At 51.5% G+C, this 20,982-nt stretch carries 11 protein-coding genes; 5 read left to right on the top strand and 6 right to left on the bottom strand.

Annotated elements, in window-relative coordinates:
- Positions 1-7 precede the first annotated feature (7 nt).
- The 6 genes from U868_RS0105850 to narX form a co-directional block, all read right to left on the bottom strand.
- Positions 8-6,454, bottom strand: coding sequence for an Ig-like domain-containing protein (locus tag U868_RS0105850; RefSeq protein ID WP_162817212.1), 6,447 nt, complete (start codon positions 6,452-6,454; stop codon positions 8-10).
- Between the two features lie 174 nt (positions 6,455-6,628).
- Positions 6,629-7,102, bottom strand: coding sequence for a hypothetical protein (locus U868_RS0105845; protein ID WP_229064302.1), 474 nt, complete (start codon positions 7,100-7,102; stop codon positions 6,629-6,631).
- 193 nt (positions 7,103-7,295) lie between these two features.
- Positions 7,296-7,502 (bottom strand): helix-turn-helix domain-containing protein, encoded by a 207-nt coding sequence (locus tag U868_RS24040; protein WP_051583025.1) that lies wholly within the window; start codon positions 7,500-7,502, stop codon positions 7,296-7,298.
- Between the two features lie 773 nt (positions 7,503-8,275).
- Complete coding sequence (locus U868_RS0105835; protein WP_025152465.1) at positions 8,276-9,013, bottom strand: glycerophosphoryl diester phosphodiesterase; 738 nt, start codon at positions 9,011-9,013, stop codon at positions 8,276-8,278.
- Positions 9,014-9,050: 37 nt separating this feature from the next.
- Positions 9,051-9,761: a two-component system response regulator NarL gene (gene narL / locus U868_RS0105830; protein ID WP_071997695.1), complete on the bottom strand. Its 711-nt coding sequence runs from the start codon at positions 9,759-9,761 to the stop codon at positions 9,051-9,053.
- 3 nt (positions 9,762-9,764) lie between these two features.
- The gene (gene narX / locus U868_RS0105825) at positions 9,765-11,507 is read right to left on the bottom strand and encodes a nitrate/nitrite two-component system sensor histidine kinase NarX (protein WP_025152464.1); all 1,743 of its coding nucleotides are present in this window, start codon (positions 11,505-11,507) and stop codon (positions 9,765-9,767) included.
- A gap of 298 nt (positions 11,508-11,805) precedes the next feature.
- On the opposite strand from narX, the gene U868_RS0105820 reads away from it, so the two are divergent.
- The 5 genes from U868_RS0105820 (at position 11,806) to narI (ending at position 19,972) form a co-directional block, all read left to right on the top strand.
- Positions 11,806-13,188: a NarK family nitrate/nitrite MFS transporter gene (locus tag U868_RS0105820; RefSeq protein WP_025152463.1), complete on the top strand. Its 1,383-nt coding sequence runs from the start codon at positions 11,806-11,808 to the stop codon at positions 13,186-13,188.
- A gap of 61 nt (positions 13,189-13,249) precedes the next feature.
- Positions 13,250-17,011: a nitrate reductase subunit alpha gene (locus U868_RS0105815; RefSeq protein ID WP_025152462.1), complete on the top strand. Its 3,762-nt coding sequence runs from the start codon at positions 13,250-13,252 to the stop codon at positions 17,009-17,011.
- Positions 17,011-18,567, top strand: a complete 1,557-nt coding sequence (gene narH / locus U868_RS0105810; protein ID WP_004241167.1) for a nitrate reductase subunit beta — start codon at positions 17,011-17,013, stop codon at positions 18,565-18,567. The genes U868_RS0105815 and narH overlap by 1 nt, the downstream gene beginning before the upstream one ends.
- Positions 18,564-19,298, top strand: a complete 735-nt coding sequence (gene narJ, locus U868_RS0105805; RefSeq protein ID WP_025152461.1) for a nitrate reductase molybdenum cofactor assembly chaperone — start codon at positions 18,564-18,566, stop codon at positions 19,296-19,298. Before narH ends, narJ begins: the two co-directional genes overlap by 4 nt.
- Positions 19,295-19,972, top strand: a complete 678-nt coding sequence (gene narI, locus U868_RS0105800) for a respiratory nitrate reductase subunit gamma (protein WP_025152460.1) — start codon at positions 19,295-19,297, stop codon at positions 19,970-19,972. The genes narJ and narI overlap by 4 nt, the downstream gene beginning before the upstream one ends.
- Positions 19,973-20,982 lie beyond the last annotated feature (1,010 nt).

Here is a 20,982-nt window from a genome sequence, read left to right as displayed (position 1 = left end):
TAACGGATTAATTGGTTACGATGGCTGACTTCAGAGTAAATTTCACCAGGTCAAATATCAGTGCATAATCTTCAGTGATATCGATTCCGCCTGCATCTTTTGCCGATACAGATAAACTGACATTCTGAATTTTACTTCTGACACCCGGCTTAAATACCCCGTCCGCACCGGTAACACCTTCCGCATTGTCTATCATCACCATTGCAGGCTGTGTTTTTTCGGTAACTTTGATATTCACGCCACTAATCGGGTTATCATTGGCATCAACAACTTTTATTTCTAAGTTATTGACCGATACTGTATCGGCAACCGCATGTTTATCCGTATTTAAATTCGTGATAATCATTTTTGCCGTACTCTTATCCGCGATCAGTTTCACCGTTTTTGATGCAACGCCGAAATCTGCACCATTCACTTTCACTTTGATCTCCGCATTACCGGCTGTTTTTCCTTTCAGAACAGCATTGTACGTACCCTGCGGTGCTTCCGGTTTAGCGGTGATAGTGGTATTGGTTAATTCTGTAGTGAATTCAACAGTCTGTCCGGTGATCAGGTTATTGTTAACATCGCGAAGAACCAGTTTCAGTGCTGACGTTTCTGTGTCATTGGCTGTAATCGTCTCCGGTGTTACCACCAGCTCTGATTTACTGCTGTCCGGATTGTTTTTGTCTCCGATCAGTGTGACATCTTTGGTCAGCCTCGCCAGTTCCGTTCCGTTAACTGTCACAGTGACAGTCGCTGTTCCGGCTTTTGTGCCTTTCAGGGTCGCGGTATAGACACCATCCTGATCCCCCGGTGTCATGGTGATCACCGTATTTTCCAGCGCAGTTTTGAGCTCAACCGTCTGCCCGGTGATCAGGTTACCGTTGACATCACGCAGGGTCAGTTTCAGTACTGATTCATCCGTGTCATTTGCCACGATAGTATCCGGGACCGCCGTCAGCTCAGACTTACCGCTGTCAGGATGATCCTTATCTGCTGTCAGAGTGACCTCTGCCGCAGTGATCGTCAGTACGGTACCATTGACTGTCACACCAATCGTTGTCTTACCGGATGTCGTCCCTGTCAGACCTGCGGTATAGGTCCCGCCGGTATTTTCAGACGTACCGCCGACCGTGGTATTTTCCAGCGTTGATGTGAAAATGACTTCCTGGCCGGTGATCAGGTTACCGTTAATATCCCGCAGAATCAGTTTCAGTCCGGATTCAGCAGTACCGTTGGCGACAATCGTATCCGGTAATGCCGTCAGTTCCGATTTAGTGCCGTCCGGATTATTTTTGTCACCAATCAGTACCACATCAGCGGTAATACCTGTCAGTTCAGTACCGTTTACTTTCACTTTGATCGTTGCTGTACCGGCAGTTGTCCCTTTCAGTGTCGCGGTATAAACGCCGTCCTGAGGTTCGTCATTATCCGTTATTGCCGTATTTCCCAGCGAGGTAATGAACTCCACAGTCTGATCCGGCAGCAGGTTGTTATTGACATCGCGAAGGATAAGTTTCAGTACTGCCCCCTCCTTGCCGTCAGCCACAATCTGGCCCGGTAATGCGGTCAGCTCAGATTTCGTGCTGTCCGGTTTAGTCTTATCACCAATCAGTGTCACATCGGTGGTAATGCCTGCCAGTTCAGTTCCATTTAAGCTGACTTTGATGGTTGCCGTACCGGCCGTTGTTCCATTCAGCGTCGCGGTATAGGTACCACCCTGCGCTTCCGCGTTGTCCGTTATTGCGGTATTTCCCAGTGCAGTGCTGAACAATACGGTCTGGCCGGTGATCAGGTTACCGTTGGCGTCACGCAGGATAAGCTTCAGTGCTGATCCTTCCTGACCGTCAGCCACAATCGTATCCGGTGTTGCTGTCAGTTCAGATTTTGTGATATCAGGGTTAGTTTTATCACCAATCAGCGTCACATCTTTGGTCAGCTCGGTCAGTTCAGTCCCGTTTAAGCTGACTTTGATGGTAGCTGTTCCGGCCGTTGTTCCCTTCAGCGTTGCGGTATAGGTACCGCCCTGCGCTTCCGCATCACCTGTTATTGCGGTATTTCCGAGCGCCGCGCTGAACAGGACGGTCTGCCCGGTGATCAGGTTGCCGTTAACATCACGCAGGATGAGTTTCAGTGCCGAGCCATCTTTACCGTCAGCCACGATCGTATCCGGTGTGGCGGTCAGTTCTGATTTGCTGATATCAGGATGCGTTTTATCACCGATGAGTGTCACGTTCACCGTGGTTGCCGGCAGTTCAGTACCATTGACTTTAACCTTCACAGCCACAACACCCGCCTGAGTTCCCTTCAGCTCTGCTGTATATGTTCCGCCGGTGTTCTCTGCTGCCGGAGTGACGGAGACATTACCCGGATCGGTAATGAATACCACATTCTGTCCGGTGATCAGGTTGTCGTTGGCATCTTTCAGGATCAGTTTCAGTACCGATTTGTCAGCGCCATCCGCGACAATGGTGTCCGGTGTTGCTGTCAGCTCAGACTTACCGTTATCCGGATTCGTGCTGTCTGCGGTCAGTGTGACTGTGGTTCCTGCCACGTTGAATGCATTACCGTTCAGAGTGACAGTAATATGTGCGTCTCCGGATTTGGTTCCTTTCAGTGTTGCGGTATAGATACCCGGAGTGTCTTCACGCGTGCCGCTGATAACGGTACCGCTCAGATCCGCTTTGAACAGGATACCCTGTCCCGGGATCAGGTTACCGTTGACATCACGCAGTGTCAGTGTGAGTACCGATTCCTTTGTATTATCAGCCACGATAGTCGCAGGTGCGGCTTCCAGGACTGACTTCCCGCTGTCCGGTTTTGAGCTGTCTGCAGTCAGTTCAACACTCACTGCATTAACCGCCAGTTCAGTACCGCCGACAAACACTTTAACCGGTGCCGTACCGGCAACAGTGCCTTTCAGGTTTGCGGTATAAATACCGTCCTGATCCTCTGCCGTACCGGAGATAGTCACACCATTCAGTACAGTGGTAAATGTCACCGTCTGGCCGGAAATCAGGTTATCGTTAACATCCCGCAGGATCAGTTTCAGTACCGATTCCTGTGAATTATTCGCCACAATCGTTGCCGGTGCAGCGCTCATCGCTGATTTGTCGCCATCCGGATTCGTGCTGTCAGCAGTCAGTTTTACAATAACCGGTGCAACCGCAAATGCTTTTCCGTTCAGCACAATTGTGATTTTGGCGTTACCGGATTTGGTTCCTGTCAGTGTTGCACTGTAAGTTCCGTCCGGATTTTCCGTCGTTGTACTCACTGTGCTGCCCGTCAGGTCAGATTTAAATTCCACACCCTGAGAAGGGATATTGTTGCCGAATTTATCTTTCAGGATAAATGTCAGTGCTGACTCAGTGCTGCCGTCCGCCACAATGACCATCGGATTTGCCGACAGCGATGATTTACCGGCATCCGGATTAGTGGTATCTGCCTTAAACGTCACCACCGCACTCATATCACTGTTGTTCACTTTGGCAGTCACATTGACCTGCGTTGCCGCGGTATTGGTCAGGCTGAATACGATTTTACCGTTCTCATCCGTCATCAGTGACTGTGATGCAGGCTGTGCACTGTTATCTGTGGTGAAAAGAACCGCCACAAACGGCACAATGTTACCGGAAGCATCCGTTACGGTAACTTCCACCGCGTTCTTCGCTTCGCCGTTTGCCGGCATACCATCCGCCGTAACCGTCATATCCGCAATTCTTGCGGTGGCGCTGTCAGCGGTAAATGTCACATTAACGGATGCCGTTTTACCGTTCACCTGTACCGTGACCTTCGTTTTACCGGATTTGGTATTCGTCAGATCAAAAATGGTTTCACCATTGCTGTCCGTTGTCAGCTGAGACTGCGACGGTTGAGCATTGTTGTCGGTAATGAACTGTACGGTATAGCCCGGGATACGGTTACCATAAGCATCCAGGACAGTCGCCTGTACCCGGTTTGCCGATGTGCCGTCTGCTTTCTGACCATCAGTCACGATTTTCAGTTGTGAGTCAGTGATGGAGGCCGTAGATTCATCCGGTTTAAACAACAACTGTTTGGTGACACTGCTGTTATTGATGCTGAAGGTATAGTCATCAGAACCGGCTTTGGTGTTGGTGATATAAACACGCAGACGACCCTGGTTATCGGTCATTCCGCTTGCCGGCTGAGTCTGATAACGGGCAGTTCCCGGTACGCTGATAGTCACCGGTGCACCCGCCAGCGGGTTATTGCGGTTATCTGTCACAGTCACCAGTACGCTGTTCTTCGCCTGCCCGTTTGCCACCGCACCGTCAGTTTCAGTGGTTACACTGTGAATTTCTGCGGTACTCATATCGGCGACAAACTGCGAGGTCACACTCTTCGACGTGCCCGTACCCTCTACCACCAGTTTTGAATCCCCGGCAGTCTCACTGCTGAAGCGGACAGTGACCTGGCCGTTATCATCAGTCTGCTGGTTCGGATCAGCCACTGTTGCACCGTTATCCGCTCTGGCGGTTAACGGGAAGTTTTCCACCTGGTTATCAAACTGGTCAGTCACTGTTGCCACGGCGATATTTTTCGCCTGGCCGTCAGCCACTGCTTTGTTATTGGTTAACTCAAGTGTTTTGATTTTCGCGGTACTGATATCCGCAATATAGATGATCGATTCTGCACGGCTGTTACCGTTACGCATCTTCGCCTGCAGTGATGCTTTACCGGCGGACTTACTGATGATTTTCACGGTCGCCGTGCCGTCCGGCCCGGAGATCACGGTCAGGGTCCGGCCGTTATTGCCGTCTGCATCATAAATGGTCACACCTTCCGGATTTTTCAGCCCGGAAACACTGAACGTGACAGCTTTATTCGCCAGCACTTCGCCCTTGTCATTCTGTAACAGCGCCACCGCGGTGAACTGATCACGGTTATTCGCCACCAGTGACTGATTTGGCGTCACGGTCAGCTTAGTGATGGTTTCCACCGACGGGATCACATTCACCCACATTTCTGCGGTATTGGACGGGTTGCCCTCGTTATCTTCACCGACAGCGGTCACACGGTAGCCCTGAGGTTCGCCGCTGCGGTTAGCAAACATATAAGCAGGCAGAGTAATATCCGCCGTGGTCAGCCCGGTCTGTTTGATCTCACCGCCGTTTGCCAGCAGTTCAGGTGCTGACCAGCGCAGTGATTTCAGACCGTATTTGGCTTTCAGCACACTGACCGTCACCGGCAGTGTTTGTGCTGCTTCGCCGCGCAGTGCCGGCGGCAGTGCAATCCGCAACAGTTCCTGCTTACGGTACTGCATCACAATGTTGTAGTTTCTGTCGACAAAGTCGTAACGGTTACCCGCCAGGTTGCGCATCAGATCAACGTTATCGGTATCCAGCTGCTGTGATAACGGCACGCCGAAACGGTAGGAAAGCTCCATACCGACCTGGCTGTCATTGGAATCACCGCGGGATGTCTGACCTTTAAACGTGATCAGCGGGAACGGGGTATAACTGAGCCCGATGGTGGAGACCGACGGGTTATTTTTCAGTTCACCGGAAGAGGTGGTACTGGCCAGGCTGATGCCGTCGCCGAAGTACTGTTCATATTTTGCAAATGCGCCTAACTGCGGATAATCAGGCAGATAGCCCTCCGCACGGATATCAAACCCGTTTGCCGGGCGCTCGTCATAATCGCGCATTTCATGCAGTGTTGACTGGTGCCAGTCTGTGACCCTGAAGTAGCCGTTGGCGGCAAGTTTCAGGTAATCAGCCCATAATTCACCACCGACACCGACCCGCGAGTTGCTGCCGGTGATATCGTAATCATAAAAGCTGTTCACACCCCACATCCAGCCGTCTTCATACTGACGATAGCCCAGACCGAGGTTGGTGGTGGTGCGCTCTTCATTGGCACGAAGCCCGACCTGTGAAAACAGGAGGCTGTTCGGATTATCAATTAACGGCACCAGGACATCCGCATCACCGGTTTTATTACTGCCGAACTGAATGCGGGCATGGCCCACCTGGTTCAGCCAGTCATTGACCTGCTGATTCAGCAGGTTTTCACCGATACCGCGCACGTAACCGATAGATGCGTCAACCGTATCATCACTGGAGAGGATCTGCCCCGCCTGTGAAGCATTGCCCGCCCAGCGGGATTCATTCTGCTTCGCATCATCTTGCGGAGAGGTATCCGGCAGACCGAGGGTCGGTAATGCGCTGAAGACGTCATCTGTCCGCACGGTGTTATCGCGCGGTGCAGGGTTTGCCGGGTCCGGCAGTGTGCTGACACTCATCGGGAACGGCATACCGTTCTGTCCGGAGATAAAACCACTGTCTGAACCGGCCGGCATTACGCCGTATTCACTGCCGGACGGCATTTCAACGGTAAATCCCTCACCGCTGAAAGAACTGCCGGAGGTGGTTTTTCCGCCCTGAGGATTCGGAGGCGGTTCCGGGGATGTATCCATCAGTGCATTAAGTCCGTCAAATGTCTCTGACATAATTAATGCGTCATTTTGTTCTGCCGCGTAAGCAACAGATAATGTTGCCGTCGACACCGGAAAAAATAACTGCAAAAAGAGCAACAGATATGCCGTTACCCTCTTTGTTTTTGAGTAATACGAAGTCGCAGGCATGAATACATCCCCGAAATGAGATTAAAAAACTATAAAAAATTAAATGTCAGAAAGTGCTTTTATTTTATCCTTCACACCAATGAAACCGGCGTACTGAACTTTGGTACATAAAGTGTCCAGTTTTTTGTTCAGCGTCATGGATAACACTTCACGGGAGTCTTTATCCATAATTTCTTTATTAACGTTTAAGAAGGTATAGTTCTGATTAATACGTCCGTAGCTTGATGAGAAATCATTAAATTCAGCCTGGTTTACACCTTTAAGGAAATTAAATCCGTCCACACAGGCGTTATTGGTGGATGCAATAACAATCCCCTGAGATGCTAATTGTTTACTTCCCACATACGCCTGTGCCGCGTTATTACCGGTCACATTTGGTGTTGCGGAACGGGTTTGCTGTTTTACCGGCGGATTTTTAACTGCTGCCGTGTTTTTCTTTGCCGGTGATGTTGAGCAGGCAGAAATAACCAGTGAAAGCCCGGCTACAACGAGTGCTTTTTTGTTAATCATCATTTTCATTCATTCCTATTTATAAAATTAACTCTTACAGAGAGAAATTACAGGTTTAATAAAAACACCTGTCTGCTGATGATATGAAGTTAATGCAACATATTATTAACAGCATTCAGATGTCATCAGACAGAAAAAGGTTGGTGATATTAAATACACGCGTAAAGGGAGAGTCATAACAGTTGGATAGTCAGCATTACGGGTTATCAGTGTCATCTGTCTCTTCCGGCCCGGAAATAACAGACTGATAATGGGTGCTGATAATGGAGAAAAGTTCGCTGATCTCACGCTCCGTCATTCCCAGCGCCGCACAATACCTGAGCATGACATCCGGACTGAGCACCGACAGCCCGCGTTCATAGCGGGATATCTGCTGCTGACTGATATTCAGTTTCTCAGCCACTTCCGAACCTGTTAATCCCTGACTTTTTCGCCTTCTTTTTAAGAAAAAACCAACTTCTTTCAATAGAGATATATTATTATCACACATAGCAAAACCTGATTTACCCGGGATATTTAACTCCTTTTAGGTTTATCCGGAATAATTAACGATAGTAATAAACATAAAAATCCCGTTATTATGCACTATATCCACCGGAGAATCAGACCGGAAAGGTAACGATCCCTGTTAATTACTGCATCCTTTATCGGAAAAGAAGCCAGCCACTGCCTTTTATTTTCAGTTGATATTATTCAGCTAAATACAAATTAAGTGAGTTTAATCCCGGTTATTCAGCAGCAATAAAATCACTGATAACAAAATAATACCGATAAATCATCACTATCAGATCGGGTAAAGAATAAGTGAATCCTGAGCAGTCATGCAAATAATCATTCTTCTTTCGTTACCTTAAGAACAATTGGTAAAATCTATCTGTGAGTAACTATAAATAGTAATAACGGGTGAAATAACCATGTAATTTCAGGTTATTATATAAAAACAAACAGGATGGGTAATGATGGCTCGGGAAAAAGGATATTTAAGATAACTCCCTGTATGATTAAACCTGTATCACTTTGTTACAGTTTTTATCCTCTTTTTGTTCATCTGATAATAATAAAATGAATTTTATTATGATTTATTAAATATAACTCCAATAACTTGTATTTTATGATAGTTAAATAAAAACACCGGCCTGTCGGAAGAGGCCGGTGTAATACGGATGCAATATAGCATTAAGAAAAACGATTTTCGTCCCTGTATATTGCAGGGTTATCGGTTATCAGCATCCCCACCCCCCAGTCCGCAAAATGCGCCACCAGCTCCGGATAATTCGGTGTATAGCAAAAAACCTGATAACCGGCTTTTCTCAGCGATTTTGCCGTGTCTTCCCGCAGAAAAAGCCAGTCGCAATGCACACTGAATGCGTCAATCTCCTGAAGCAGTGCCAGAGGCTGCGACGGAATTTTTTCCCAGAGTTGTCCGCGCCGGATGTGCGGCATCCGTTTATGCATATGGCGCAGTGTACGGGTATCAAAGCCGGAAAACAGAATCCGCTCTGCCGGGAAATTCTGCATTTCAAGCACTGCGGCGGTGGCTTCACACAACTGAGCAATCGCATGGTCACTGTCTGTCAGCTCTGTTTTCAGTTCCAGGTTCAAATGCAATCCAAATTCTTCCGCCAGCGCCAGCAGGTCGGTCAGCAGCGGAATTTTTTCCCCCCGGTACACTTCCCCCGCCCATAACCCGGCATCCAGTGCCCGCAGTTCACGTAAGGTCAGATCCGTCACTTTCCCGCTGCCGTTGGTGGTGCGATTCACGGTTTCATCGTGGATCAGTACCGGTACACCGTCGGCGCTGAGCTGAACATCGGTTTCAATCCACAGACAGCCGAACTCTGCCGCCTGCCGGAATGCTGCCATGGTGTTTTCCGGTGCGCGGGCGGAAAAACCGCGGTGTGCTGCAATAATCATAATCTGTTCCTTTATACAGAGAAGCCGGATACCGGTACTATTTGTTTTGCAGCACCCATACTGCTGCTTCTACCCGTGATTTTACCTTCATCTTTTTCATCAGGTTTTTCACATGCACTTTTACCGTACTTTCAGTGATATCCAGTTTACGGGCGATCATTTTATTCGGCTGTCCCTGAGCGATCAGTTTCAGTATGTCGCGCTCACGCGGGGTAAGGCTGTTGATATCCGGCTCATCATCACTGCGCACTTCACGCAGCGCCCCTGCCAGCACTTCAGTCAGTGCCGGGGAGACCACCATTTTACCGGCCGCCGCCTGACGCAGTGCCACCAGCAGTTCCTCCGGCTCCATATCCTTGAGCAGATAGCCATCCGCCCCGCGGCGCAGTGCCGTAATCAGATCTTCCCGGTAGTTGGACACACTGAATACCACCACCCGGCCGGAGAGCGGTTTGCGCCGCAGAATGTCCAGGGTTTCAAAGCCGTTCATGTCCGGCATATTCAGATCCAGCAGAATCAGATCCGGATCGAGTGATTCCGCCAGCGCAATGCCATCGCGACCGTTCCCCGCTTCACCGGCCACTGTCAGGGACGGCTCCATGCTGATTAATTGTCTGACGCCGTTACGCAGCATCGGGTGATCGTCTATCAGCAGGATCGTGGCGGGAGAGGCCGGATCAGCGGCTTCATCCGGATCACTGAGTATAATTTCTCCGGCGGAAAGCGGTACCGCAGTTCTGTTCGTCATTGTTTACTTTGCTCCTGAATCGTCTTCATTTATTCTTATAGTTGTATTCGCGGGAAAGCTTATCAGCACCTGAGTGCCGCCCTGTTCCCGTGTGGTTATCCGGCAGGTTCCGTGCAGTGTGGCTGCACGTTCCCGCATGATGGATAACCCGTAATGATTATTTTTTTCCGGATGTTCCGGGATGCCTTCCCCGTTATCTTCCACGCTGATATAAATCATCTGATCTTCTGACCGGCATATCACCTGCGCCCTCGACGCATTGGCATGCTGGAGGATGTTACTCAGCGCCTCGCGGACAATCTGCACCACATGAATGGTCTGGTGCGCGGAGACCTGGCGCCCGGAGAGCTGAAAATCAAAACCGATGCGGTAACCCATCCGCTGCTCAAACTCCTCCAGTGTGCTCTGTAACGCCGCAAGCAATCCCGGCTCAGTCAGTTTCAGGCGGAAAGTGGTCAGAAGTTCACGCAGCTGATGATAAGCGCCATTCACTTCCTGGCGCATTTCAGTCAGCAGTATCTGACAATTTTCCGGGATCTGCGCGGAATGCATCTGTAAATAGCTTATCTGAATTTTCAGGCAGGATAATGACTGCGCGATAGAATCGTGAAGTTCGCGGGCAATCACTGAGCGTTCATCCATCAGAATCAGCTGTTGCTGCTGCTCATGCTGATACGCCAGCGCAAAAGCAGAGATAATTTGTTTGCTCAGCATCTGCATCATATTCTGCTGCTCACTGTTCAGCTGCTGTCCGGCCGGTAACAGAAGCGTCAATACCCCGTAACGGTTAATCGGTCCGCTCAGATTCCAGGTCAGCTGTTCCTGTGTTTGTGACGGCATACAGCCGCAGTCACCGATTTCAGTAAAACGGGTAGCATTATTATCCTCAAAGATCCGCAGGCACAGTGCCCCTTCCGGCATGATCTGATGCAGGTCGCGCAGAATATCCGTCAGCTGGGTAGTCAGGTCGTTGGTGTTATTCAGCCGCTGCCCGCTCTTATATAAAAAGGCCAGCATCTGGTTTTTTTCCTGCAAATCCTGTGTTTTGACCGCCACCCGCGATTCCAGCTCCCCGTAGAGCGCAGACAGCTCCTCTGCTGTGCGGTTAAGGGTATTGCCGATCATGGTAATTTCGTCGCGGTGGTCATAATCCGCAAAGCGCGGCTGAAAATTCCCCTGCCCCATCGCATCCGCCTGTGCCAGCAGCCGCTGCCACGGATGGAGTATCCGGCGGCGGAAATGCCGTGCCGACAACAGCAGCAGTAAAATCATCAGTGCGATAAAGACCAGCTGAATAGCCGCCACCAGCCGGATGGTGGATTCGGTCTGATGGTCAATGGCAGACACCAGGCTGTCAATCTGACCGACAAACGCAGCCACCGGAACGCGGGCCTCTTCCGGCTGTTTTGCCGCTTCCAGCGCCGGGCGCAGCTTCTGCCGCCAGGTCTGCTCAATAGCCAGAAACTGCTGTTGTATTTTTGCAGGACTCACCGCTTTCATCCCGGCAAGCAGGGTTAAATCAGATTCAAAATCATTGAGATATTGCTGTGAATGCCCGGTCAGCGGGATTTCAGATAAGAAACGGTAGCTCTGCATCCGCAATGTACCGGATTTATTAATCGCATGTGCATTACCCTGCACACTTTCGGTGATCTGATTGGTCAGCCCCATGCCGATCACCGCAAAGACGGTAAGCAGCACCATAAAACCGGTGATTTGTGTGAGAATGGATGTGTGTTTCAGCATGCACTGATGCTCCTCTGAACTGACCGGTTATTTTCTCTGATTTCCCTGAAAAAGCACTTACCACCAAAGTAGTACCCCTTAAAACCCTGAGGGATTAGCCATTATAAACCACACTAATCATACCGATACTAACCAATTGATTTTACTTGTTTTCATCAGATTAACAACCGTACCCCTAAAGTAGAATGACGGTTTTGCGCTTAAAAATCAATCGGTTCACCCTTTGATTAAGATCAGTATCAGCACCTTATAACACACGTAAAACGCCTTTAATTTCAGCATAATTTTGAGGTGTATTATGGCTCAGATCTCCGAAGACAAGGCATCAGCGGGCGTCATTACCGACTGGCGCCCGGAAGATGAAAAATTCTGGGCAGAGAGCGGGCACCGGGTTGCATCACGCAACCTGTGGATCTCCGTTCCCTGCCTGTTACTGGCATTCTGTGTGTGGATGCTGTTCAGCGCCGTTGCCGTCAATCTCCCGAAAGTCGGCTTTAACTTTACCACCGATCAGCTGTTTATGCTGACCGCCCTGCCGTCTGTTTCCGGCGCACTCCTGCGCGTTCCTTATTCCTTTGTGATCCCGATTTTCGGCGGCCGCCGCTGGACGGCGTTCAGTACCCTGATCCTGATTGTGCCGTGTGTATGGCTCGGGTTTGCGGTGCAGAACCCGTCAACGCCGTATGCGGTGTTTGTGATTATCGCCCTGCTGTGCGGCTTTGCCGGGGCAAACTTTGCCTCCAGTATGGGGAATATCAGCTTCTTCTTCCCGAAAGCGAAACAGGGCGGAGCACTGGGTATCAACGGCGGGCTGGGTAACCTCGGTGTGAGTGTGATGCAGCTGGTCGCACCGTTTATTGTGACGTTCGGGGTGTTCAGCTTTATGGGCGGCACCGGTGTGACCCAGCCGGACGGCTCTGAGCTGTGGTTACAGAATGCCGCGTGGATCTGGGTGCCGTTCCTGCTGCTGTTTACTGCTGCGGCCTGGCTGGGGATGAACGATCTCTCGGCCAACAAAGCGTCCCTGAAAGAACAGTTACCGGTTCTGAAACGCAAACATCTGTGGATCCTGAGCTTCCTTTATCTCTCCACATTCGGCTCATTTATCGGGTTTTCCGCCGGGTTTGCCATGCTGTCGAAAACCCAGTTCCCGGATATTGTTATCCTGAAATTTGCCTTCTTCGGCCCGTTACTGGGTGCGCTGGCCCGTCCGCTGGGGGGATTCCTCTCCGATAAATTCGGCGGCATCCGCGTGACCTTTATTAACTTTGTGGTGATGGCGGTTTTCGCCTTCCTGCTGTTTTTCACACTGCCGGGCAAAAATGATGCCGGTTCATTTGCCGCCTTCTTCGGCGTCTTTATGGTGCTGTTTTTCACTGCCGGTCTCGGCAGCGGCTCTACTTTCCAGATGATTGCGGTGGTGTTCCGCAAAATCACCACTGAGCGCGTGCTGGCACAGGGCGGTACCGAAAAAGAAGCCCAGCATGAAGCTATCACCGAAAGTGCTGCCGCACTCGGTTTTATCTCTGCCATCGGCGCTATCGGCGGGTTCTTTATCCCGAATGCCTTTGGTATTTCACTGACACTGACCGGCTCGCCTGCCGGTGCAATGAAAGTGTTCGTTGTCTTTTATGTGGTCTGCATTCTGACCACATGGCTGGTATACGGCCGTAAAAAATAATTAATTCAATTCTGATAATCAGAGCAATGTGAGCGCCCGGCGCTTATCGGGGGATTACCGAATGAGCAAGTTTTTAGACAGATTCCGTTATTTTAAGCAGCGCGGGGAAACCTTCTCCGGCGACCACGGACAAGAGCTGAACGTCAACCGCGACTGGGAAGATGGTTACCGCAGCCGCTGGCAGCATGACAAAATTGTCCGTTCCACCCACGGCGTGAACTGTACCGGTTCATGCAGCTGGAAGATTTACGTGAAAAACGGGCTGGTGACCTGGGAAACGCAGCAGACGGACTACCCGCGTACCCGTCCTGATCTGCCGGATCATGAGCCTCGCGGTTGTCCGCGTGGTGCCAGCTATTCCTGGTATCTGTACAGCGCAAACCGCGTGAAATATCCGATGGTACGCAAACGCCTGATCAAACTGTGGCGTGAGGCGAAAGCACAGCACGCGGATCCGGTCGATGCGTGGGCATCCATTATTAATGATGAGGCAAAAGCCAAAAGCTACAAACAGGCTCGCGGACGCGGCGGGTTTGTCCGTTCCGACTGGCAGGAAGTGAATGAAATGATTGCGGCAGCCAATATTGTGACTGCCAAACAGTTCGGCCCCGACCGTATTATCGGCTTCTCACCGATCCCGGCGATGTCGATGGTTTCCTATGCCTCCGGTGCCCGTTATTTATCCCTGATCGGCGGTGCCTGCCTGAGTTTCTATGACTGGTACTGCGACTTACCGCCTGCCTCCCCGCAAACCTGGGGTGAGCAGACTGACGTGCCGGAATCCGCAGACTGGTATAACTCCTCTTATCTGATTGCCTGGGGTTCCAACGTCCCGCAGACCCGTACCCCGGATGCGCACTTCTTCACCGAAGTCCGTTATAAAGGGACCAAAACGGTCGCTATCACGCCCGATTATGCTGAAATCGCTAAATTGTGCGACCAGTGGCTGAACCCGAAACAGGGTACAGACAGCGCCGTTGCACTGGCAATGGGCCACGTGATCCTCAATGAGTTCCACGCGAAGCGTCAGGCGGAATACTTCACCAATTATGTCCGCACTTACAGTGATATGCCGATGCTGGTAATGCTGGATCCGCGTGCGGAAGGCGGCTATGTGCCGGGCCGTATGCTGCGGGCATCTGATCTGATGGATTCTCTCGGCGAGAAAGAAAATGCTGAGTGGAAAACCATCGCTGTTGATGAAAACAGTCAGCAACTGGTGGCACCACAGGGCTCTATCGGGTTCCGCTGGGACAAATCCCGCAAATGGAACCTGGAGCCGCGTGACGGCAAGAGTGGTGATGAGATCACCATGCAGCTGAGCCTGCTGGATAAGCACGATGAAGTTGCTGATGTCGCTTTCCCGTATTTCGGCGGCATTGAAAATGAGTTCTTCGAAGGTGTGGCACTGGATGAAGTGCTGATGCACAAATTGCCGGTGAAAGTGGTACGTCTGGCAGACGGCAGTGAAGTCCGTGTGGCAAGTGTTTTCGATTTAACCCTCGCCAACTACGGTATTGATCGTGGTCTGAATGATGTGAACTGCGCGTCGGATTACAGCGAAATCAAGGCCTATACCCCGGCCTGGGCAGAAAAAGTGACCGGCGTCAGTCAGCATCACATCTCCCGTATTGCCCGTGAGTTTGCCGATAACGCCGAGAAAACCCACGGCCGTTCAATGGTGATTGTCGGTGCCGGTATCAACCACTGGTATCACATGGATATGACCTACCGCGGCATCATCAATATGCTGGTGTTCTGCGGCTGCGTCGGCCAGAGCGGCGGCGGCTGGTCACACTATGTGGGCCAAGAAAAACTGCGTCCGCAGACCGGCTGGTTACCGCTGGCGTTCGGGCTGGACTGGTCACGTCCGCCGCGCCATATGAACAGCACCTCGTTCTTCTATAACCACTCAAGCCAGTGGCGTTATGAAACTGTTCAGCCGCAGGAGCTTCTCTCCCCGCTGGCGGACAAATCCCGCTTCAGCGGCAGCCTGCTGGACTTCAACATCCGCGCTGAACGCATGGGCTGGCTGCCGTCCGCACCGCAGCTGAACGTGAACCCGCTGACAATCGCGGCGAGAGCAAAAGAAGCCGGTCAGGATCCGCAGGCTTACACCGCAGAAGCCCTGAAGAGCGGTGCAATCCGCTTTGCGGCGGAACAGCCGGACAATCCGCAGAACTTTCCGCGCAACCTGTTTATCTGGCGTTCCAACCTGCTCGGCTCCGCCGGTAAAGGCCATGAATATCTGCTGAAATACCTGCTCGGCACCGAAAACGGTCTGCTGGGTAAAGATCTCGGCGAACAGGGCAGCGTGAAACCGGAAGAAGCGGAATGGGTGGATAATGCCCCGGAAGGAAAAGTGGATCTGGTGGTGACACTCGATTTCCGTATGTCCAGCACCTGCCTGTTCTCGGATATCGTGCTGCCGACCGCGACCTGGTATGAAAAAGATGATATGAACACCTCGGATATGCATCCGTTCATTCATCCGCTGACCGCTGCGGTCGATCCGGCCTGGGAATCCAAAACCGACTGGGAAATCTACAAAGGGATCGCCAAATCCTTCTCTGAACTCTGCCCGGGCCACCTGGGTAAAGAGACCGATATTGTCACCCTGCCAATCCAGCATGACTCCGCTGCCGAAATCGCGCAGCCGTTTGATGTGAAGGACTGGAAAAAAGGCGAATGTGACCTGATCCCGGGGAAAACCGCACCGCACCTGATGGTGGTCGAGCGCGATTATCCGAACACCTATGCCCGCTTTACCTCGCTGGGGCCGCTGCTGGATAAACTCGGCAACGGCGGTAAAGGTATCAGCTGGAATACGCAGGAAGAAGTCGATTTCCTGAAAAAACTCAACCGCACCCGTACTGAGGGCGCTGCGGAAGGCCGTCCGGCAATTGAAACCGCGATTGATGCGGCAGAAGTCGTGCTGTCACTGGCACCGGAAACCAACGGCCATGTGGCGGTGAAAGCCTGGGATGCGCTCGGTAAAGTGACCGGCCGCGACCATACGCATCTCGCTATCCATAAAGAAGATGAAAAAATCCGCTTCCGCGACATCGTGGCGCAGCCGCGCAAAATTATCTCCAGCCCGACCTGGTCCGGCCTGGAAGATGAACATGTCTCTTATAACGCGGGTTACACCAACGTTCACGAGATGATCCCGTGGCGTACCCTGAGCGGTCGTCAGCAGTTGTATCAGGATCATGAATGGATGCGTGCATTCGGTGAGGCCCTGGTGGTGTACCGTCCGCCGGTGGATACCCGCGCGGCACAACCGCTGCTGGGCGCGAAACCAAACGGCTATCCGGAGAAAGCCCTGAACTTCCTGACCCCGCACCAGAAATGGGGTATTCACTCCACCTATAGCGACAACCAGCTGATGCTGACCCTCGGCCGTGGTGGCCCGGTAGTATGGCTGAGTGAGGACGATGCCCGTTCACTGGGGATTGAGGATAACGACTGGATCGAAGCTTTCAACAGCAACGGCGCACTGACTGCCCGTGCAATTGTCAGCCAGCGTATCCCGGACGGTATGATCTTTATGTATCACGCCCAGGAGCGTCAGATTAACCTGCCGGGCTCGGAAGTGACCGGTATGCGCGGCGGTATTCATAACTCCGTCACCCGTGTCTGCCCGAAACCGACCCATATGATCGGCGGTTACAGCCACCTGGCATACAGCTTTAACTATTACGGCACTGTCGGCTCCAACCGCGACGAGTTTGTGGTGGTCCGCAAAATGAAAAATGTGGACTGGCTCGACGGTGAGCAGGATGGTTATCAACAGACCCTGAGCGGGCAGGAGAAAGCATAATGAAGATACGTTCCCAAGTCGGCATGGTATTGAACCTGGATAAATGTATCGGTTGTCATACCTGCTCTGTTACCTGTAAAAACGTCTGGACCAGCCGCGAAGGTGTGGAATACGCATGGTTCAATAACGTCGAAACCAAACCCGGCCTGGGCTACCCGCATAACTGGGAAGACCAGGAAAAATGGAAAGGCGGCTGGATCAAAAACATCCGCGGCAAACTGGTGCCGCGTATGGGTAACAAAATCGGCCTGCTGTCAAAAATCTTCGCCAACCCCGATCAGCCGGAGCTGGATGATTATTATGAGCCGTTCACTTACGACTATGATCATCTGAAAAACGCCCCGGAAGGCAATCTGCCGACCGCCCGTCCGCGCTCACTGATCACCGGTCAGCGCATGACAAAAATCGAAAACGGCCCGAACTGGGAAGATGACCTCGGCGGTGAATTCAGCCGCCGCAGCGCGGACAAAAACTTTGCCGACATGCAGAAAGAGATGTACGGCCAGTTTGAGCAGACTTTTATGATGTATCTGCCGCGTCTGTGTGAACACTGTCTGAACCCGGCCTGTGTCGCGACCTGTCCGAGCGGTGCGATCTACAAACGTGCGGAAGACGGCATCGTCCTTATCGATCAGGACAAATGCCGCGGCTGGCGTATGTGCCTGACCGGCTGCCCGTACAAAAAAATCTACTTCAACTGGAAGAGCGGTAAATCCGAGAAATGTATTTTCTGCTATCCGCGTATCGAAGCCGGTCAGCCGACCGTCTGTTCGGAAACCTGTGTGGGCCGAATCCGTTATCTCGGTGTGCTGCTCTATGATGCGGATCGCATTGAAGAAGCGGCAAGTGCGGATAACGAAAAAGATCTGTATGAGCGTCAGCTCGGGATCTTCCTCGACCCGAACGACCCGGAAGTGATCCGTCAGGCACAGAAAGACGGCATTCCGCTGAGTGTGATTGACGCGGCACAGAAATCGCCGGTCTACAAAATGGCGATGGAGTGGAAACTCGCTCTGCCGCTGCATCCGGAATACCGCACCCTGCCGATGGTCTGGTATGTGCCGCCTCTGTCACCGATTCAGTCTGTCAGCGATGCGGGTATGCTGCCGCACAGCGGCGTACTGCCGGATGTGGAAAGTCTGCGCATCCCGGTTCAGTATCTCGCCAACCTGCTGACCGCCGGGGATACCGCGCCGGTACTGCGTGCCCTGAAACGGATGCTGGCCATGCGTCACTACAAACGTGCGGAAACCGTGGATAAAACCCGCGATATCAGTGCGCTGGAAGAAGTGGGTCTGACAGAAGCCCAGGCACAGGAAATGTACCGCTATCTGGCTATCGCGAATTATGAGGATCGCTTTGTTATCCCGTCATCGCACCGCGAACTGGCCCGTGAGGCATTCCCTGAGCGTAACGGCTGCGGATTCAGCTTCGGTGACGGCTGCCACGGCAGCGATACCAAATTTAATCTGTTTAACAGCCGCCGCATCGATGCCATTGATATCACGCAGAAAACACCGGCAGATGCGCCAATCTCAGAGAGGCATTCATCATGATCAGCTTAAAAATCATCGGCTGTCTGCTGGATTACCCGGGTGAGGAGCTCTGGGCACACCGCGACGAACTGATTGCAGAGATTGAACAGGCGCACGAGCTGCGCCTGACTCAGGCCGCTGCACTGATGTACTTCGTCGCTGAACTGACCTCAGAGCCGCTGCTCGACAGCCAGGCGCGCTACAGTGAATTGTTTGATCGCGGCAGAGCCACCTCTCTGCTGCTGTTTGAACACGTTTACGGTGAATCACGCGATCGCGGCCAGGCGATGGTGTCTCTGCTGGAGCAGTATGAGCAGGCCGGGATCACCCTCAGCAGCCGCGAACTGCCGGATTATCTGCCGGTTTATCTGGAATACCTCTCTGTTATGCCGCCGGAACAGGCCTGTCAGGGACTGAAAGACATCGCACCGATCCTCGCCCTGCTCGGTGAGCGCCTGCGTCAGCGCGAAAGTCATTACCATGAACTGTTCAGCCTGCTGCTGGCAATGGCGGACAGCGACCTGACACTCAGCGCACTGACCCGTCAGGTGGACGGTGAAGCCCGTGATGACACCCCGGCTGCGCTGGATGCGGTCTGGGAAGAAGAACAGGTGACATTCCTGGCCGATAAAGGCTGTGACAATTCTGTTCTGGCACAGCATGAGCGTCGTTTTTCACAGAGTGTCGCCCCGAATTACATTCAGGTGGGTGACGCGCCGGTTCCCCCTGCGGCGAAAGGAGTAACTCCATGAATTTCCTGAATACGTTTTTCTTTGATATCTATCCGTATATCGCGGGTGCGGTGTTTATCATCGGCAGCTGGCTGCGCTATGACTACGGACAATACACCTGGCGTGCCGGTTCCAGTCAGATGCTGGATAAAAAAGGGATGCGTCTGGCCTCCAACCTGTTCCATGTCGGGATCATCGGTATTTTCTTCGGGCATTTCGTCGGCATGCTGACCCCGCACTGGATGTATGAGCCATTTATCACCGTGGCGCAGAAACAGATGCTGGCGATGGTGGCGGGCGGTGCCTGCGGGGTAATGACCCTGATCGGCGGCGGTCTGCTGCTCAAACGCCGTCTGACCAACCCGCGCGTCCGTGCAACATCGTCTGCGGGCGATATCCTGATCATCACCCTGCTGGTGATCCAGGTGATTCTGGGACTGGGCACCATTCCGTTCTCCGCGCAGCACACCGACGGCAGCGAGATGATGAAACTGGTCGGCTGGGCGCAGTCTGTCGTGACATTTCAGGGGGGCGCGTCAGAGCATCTGGAAGGGGTTGCCTTTATCTTCCGCATGCACCTGGTGCTGGGTATGACGCTGTTCCTGATCTTCCCGTTCTGCCGTCTGGTGCATATCTGGAGTGCGCCGGTCGAATACATTACGCGCCGCTATCAGTTAGTGCGCAACCGCCATTAATTAAAATAACAGTCTCATCCTTTAAATGCACAGTTTTGGGTGGCTCCGGCCACCCTTTTTTTATCACCGTGTGATCCTTTCAAAAAAAGTTGAAACAGATAACCACCTCAGAGGCAAAACAGCCGGTTTCTCTGCCGCTGTAACGTGTCACTAACATTTCAGTCATCTTTAGATCAGGAATAAATCCATCAAAATCAATTAAATAAATCACAACCAGCAGAAACACGCTGTTTTATCCCGGTTCCGATGTTCACTTTTGCTATTTTTCACTGCTTTTTTGTTATTAAAATGATTTTGTAATCATTAAAAAATAGTTGAATTTAATATTGACCCACATCACAAAACTGGTATCATACCCCCATCGAAGCAAAACACGCTTACTAACCTAATTCACAAGCAGGAGTTCATTATGAAAAGTATCAAAACTTTCTTCTCTAATCTGACCCGTGCTGCTGCTATCATTGCAAAATACAGCAAAGCATTCTGATTAAATCAGACAGATTTAAGAAAAGCGCCTCCGGGGCGCTTTTTTATTGCCTGCGATCCGGCTTTCAACAAAAGTTGAAGCGACTGACCGGAACTGAGGCACCACCTCTGCTTTATTCGCTGTCGTAACGTGCGTCTAACATTTTCAACATCTTCTTACTGATTATAAAACCCTTACAAATCAATTCAGTAAACAATAACCAGCAGAAAAACACTGCCTTATCCCGGTTCCGATGTTCATTTTTGCTATTTTTCACTGCTTTTTTGTTATTAAAATGATTTTGTAATCATTAAAAAATAATTGAATTTAATGTTGACCCACATCACAAAACTGGTATCATACCCCCATCGAAGCAAAACACGCTTACTAACCTAATTCACAAGCAGGAGTTCATTATGAAAAGTATCAAAACTTTCTTCTCTAATCTGACCCGTGCTGCTGCTATCATTGCAAAATACAGCAAAGCATTCTGATTTATCAGACAGATTTAAGAAAAGCGCCTCCGGGGCGCTTTTTTATTGCC

This window comes from Morganella morganii H1r (assembly GCF_000633515.1).
In the GTDB taxonomy this organism is placed as follows: domain Bacteria; phylum Pseudomonadota; class Gammaproteobacteria; order Enterobacterales; family Enterobacteriaceae; genus Morganella; species Morganella morganii_B.
The sequence above is the reverse complement of the archived record's forward strand: the minus strand, read 5'-3'. Positions and strand labels throughout refer to the sequence as shown.

What these genes read in the sequence shown, in the direction of transcription:
- narH (WP_004241167.1), top strand. Translation starts at nt 17,011, where the DNA reads ATGAAGATACGTTCCCAAGTCGGCATGGTATTGAACCTGGATAAATGT.
- narJ (WP_025152461.1), top strand. Translation starts at nt 18,564, where the DNA reads ATGATCAGCTTAAAAATCATCGGCTGTCTGCTGGATTACCCGGGTGAG.
- U868_RS0105820 (WP_025152463.1), top strand. Translation starts at nt 11,806, where the DNA reads ATGGCTCAGATCTCCGAAGACAAGGCATCAGCGGGCGTCATTACCGAC.
- narL (WP_071997695.1), bottom strand. Translation starts at nt 9,761, where the DNA reads ATGACGAACAGAACTGCGGTACCGCTTTCCGCCGGAGAAATTATACTC.
- U868_RS0105845 (WP_229064302.1), bottom strand. Translation starts at nt 7,102, where the DNA reads ATGATGATTAACAAAAAAGCACTCGTTGTAGCCGGGCTTTCACTGGTT.
- U868_RS0105850 (WP_162817212.1), bottom strand. Translation starts at nt 6,454, where the DNA reads ATGTCAGAGACATTTGACGGACTTAATGCACTGATGGATACATCCCCG.
- narI (WP_025152460.1), top strand. Translation starts at nt 19,295, where the DNA reads ATGAATTTCCTGAATACGTTTTTCTTTGATATCTATCCGTATATCGCG.
- U868_RS0105835 (WP_025152465.1), bottom strand. Translation starts at nt 9,013, where the DNA reads ATGATTATTGCAGCACACCGCGGTTTTTCCGCCCGCGCACCGGAAAAC.
- narX (WP_025152464.1), bottom strand. Translation starts at nt 11,507, where the DNA reads ATGCTGAAACACACATCCATTCTCACACAAATCACCGGTTTTATGGTG.
- U868_RS0105815 (WP_025152462.1), top strand. Translation starts at nt 13,250, where the DNA reads ATGAGCAAGTTTTTAGACAGATTCCGTTATTTTAAGCAGCGCGGGGAA.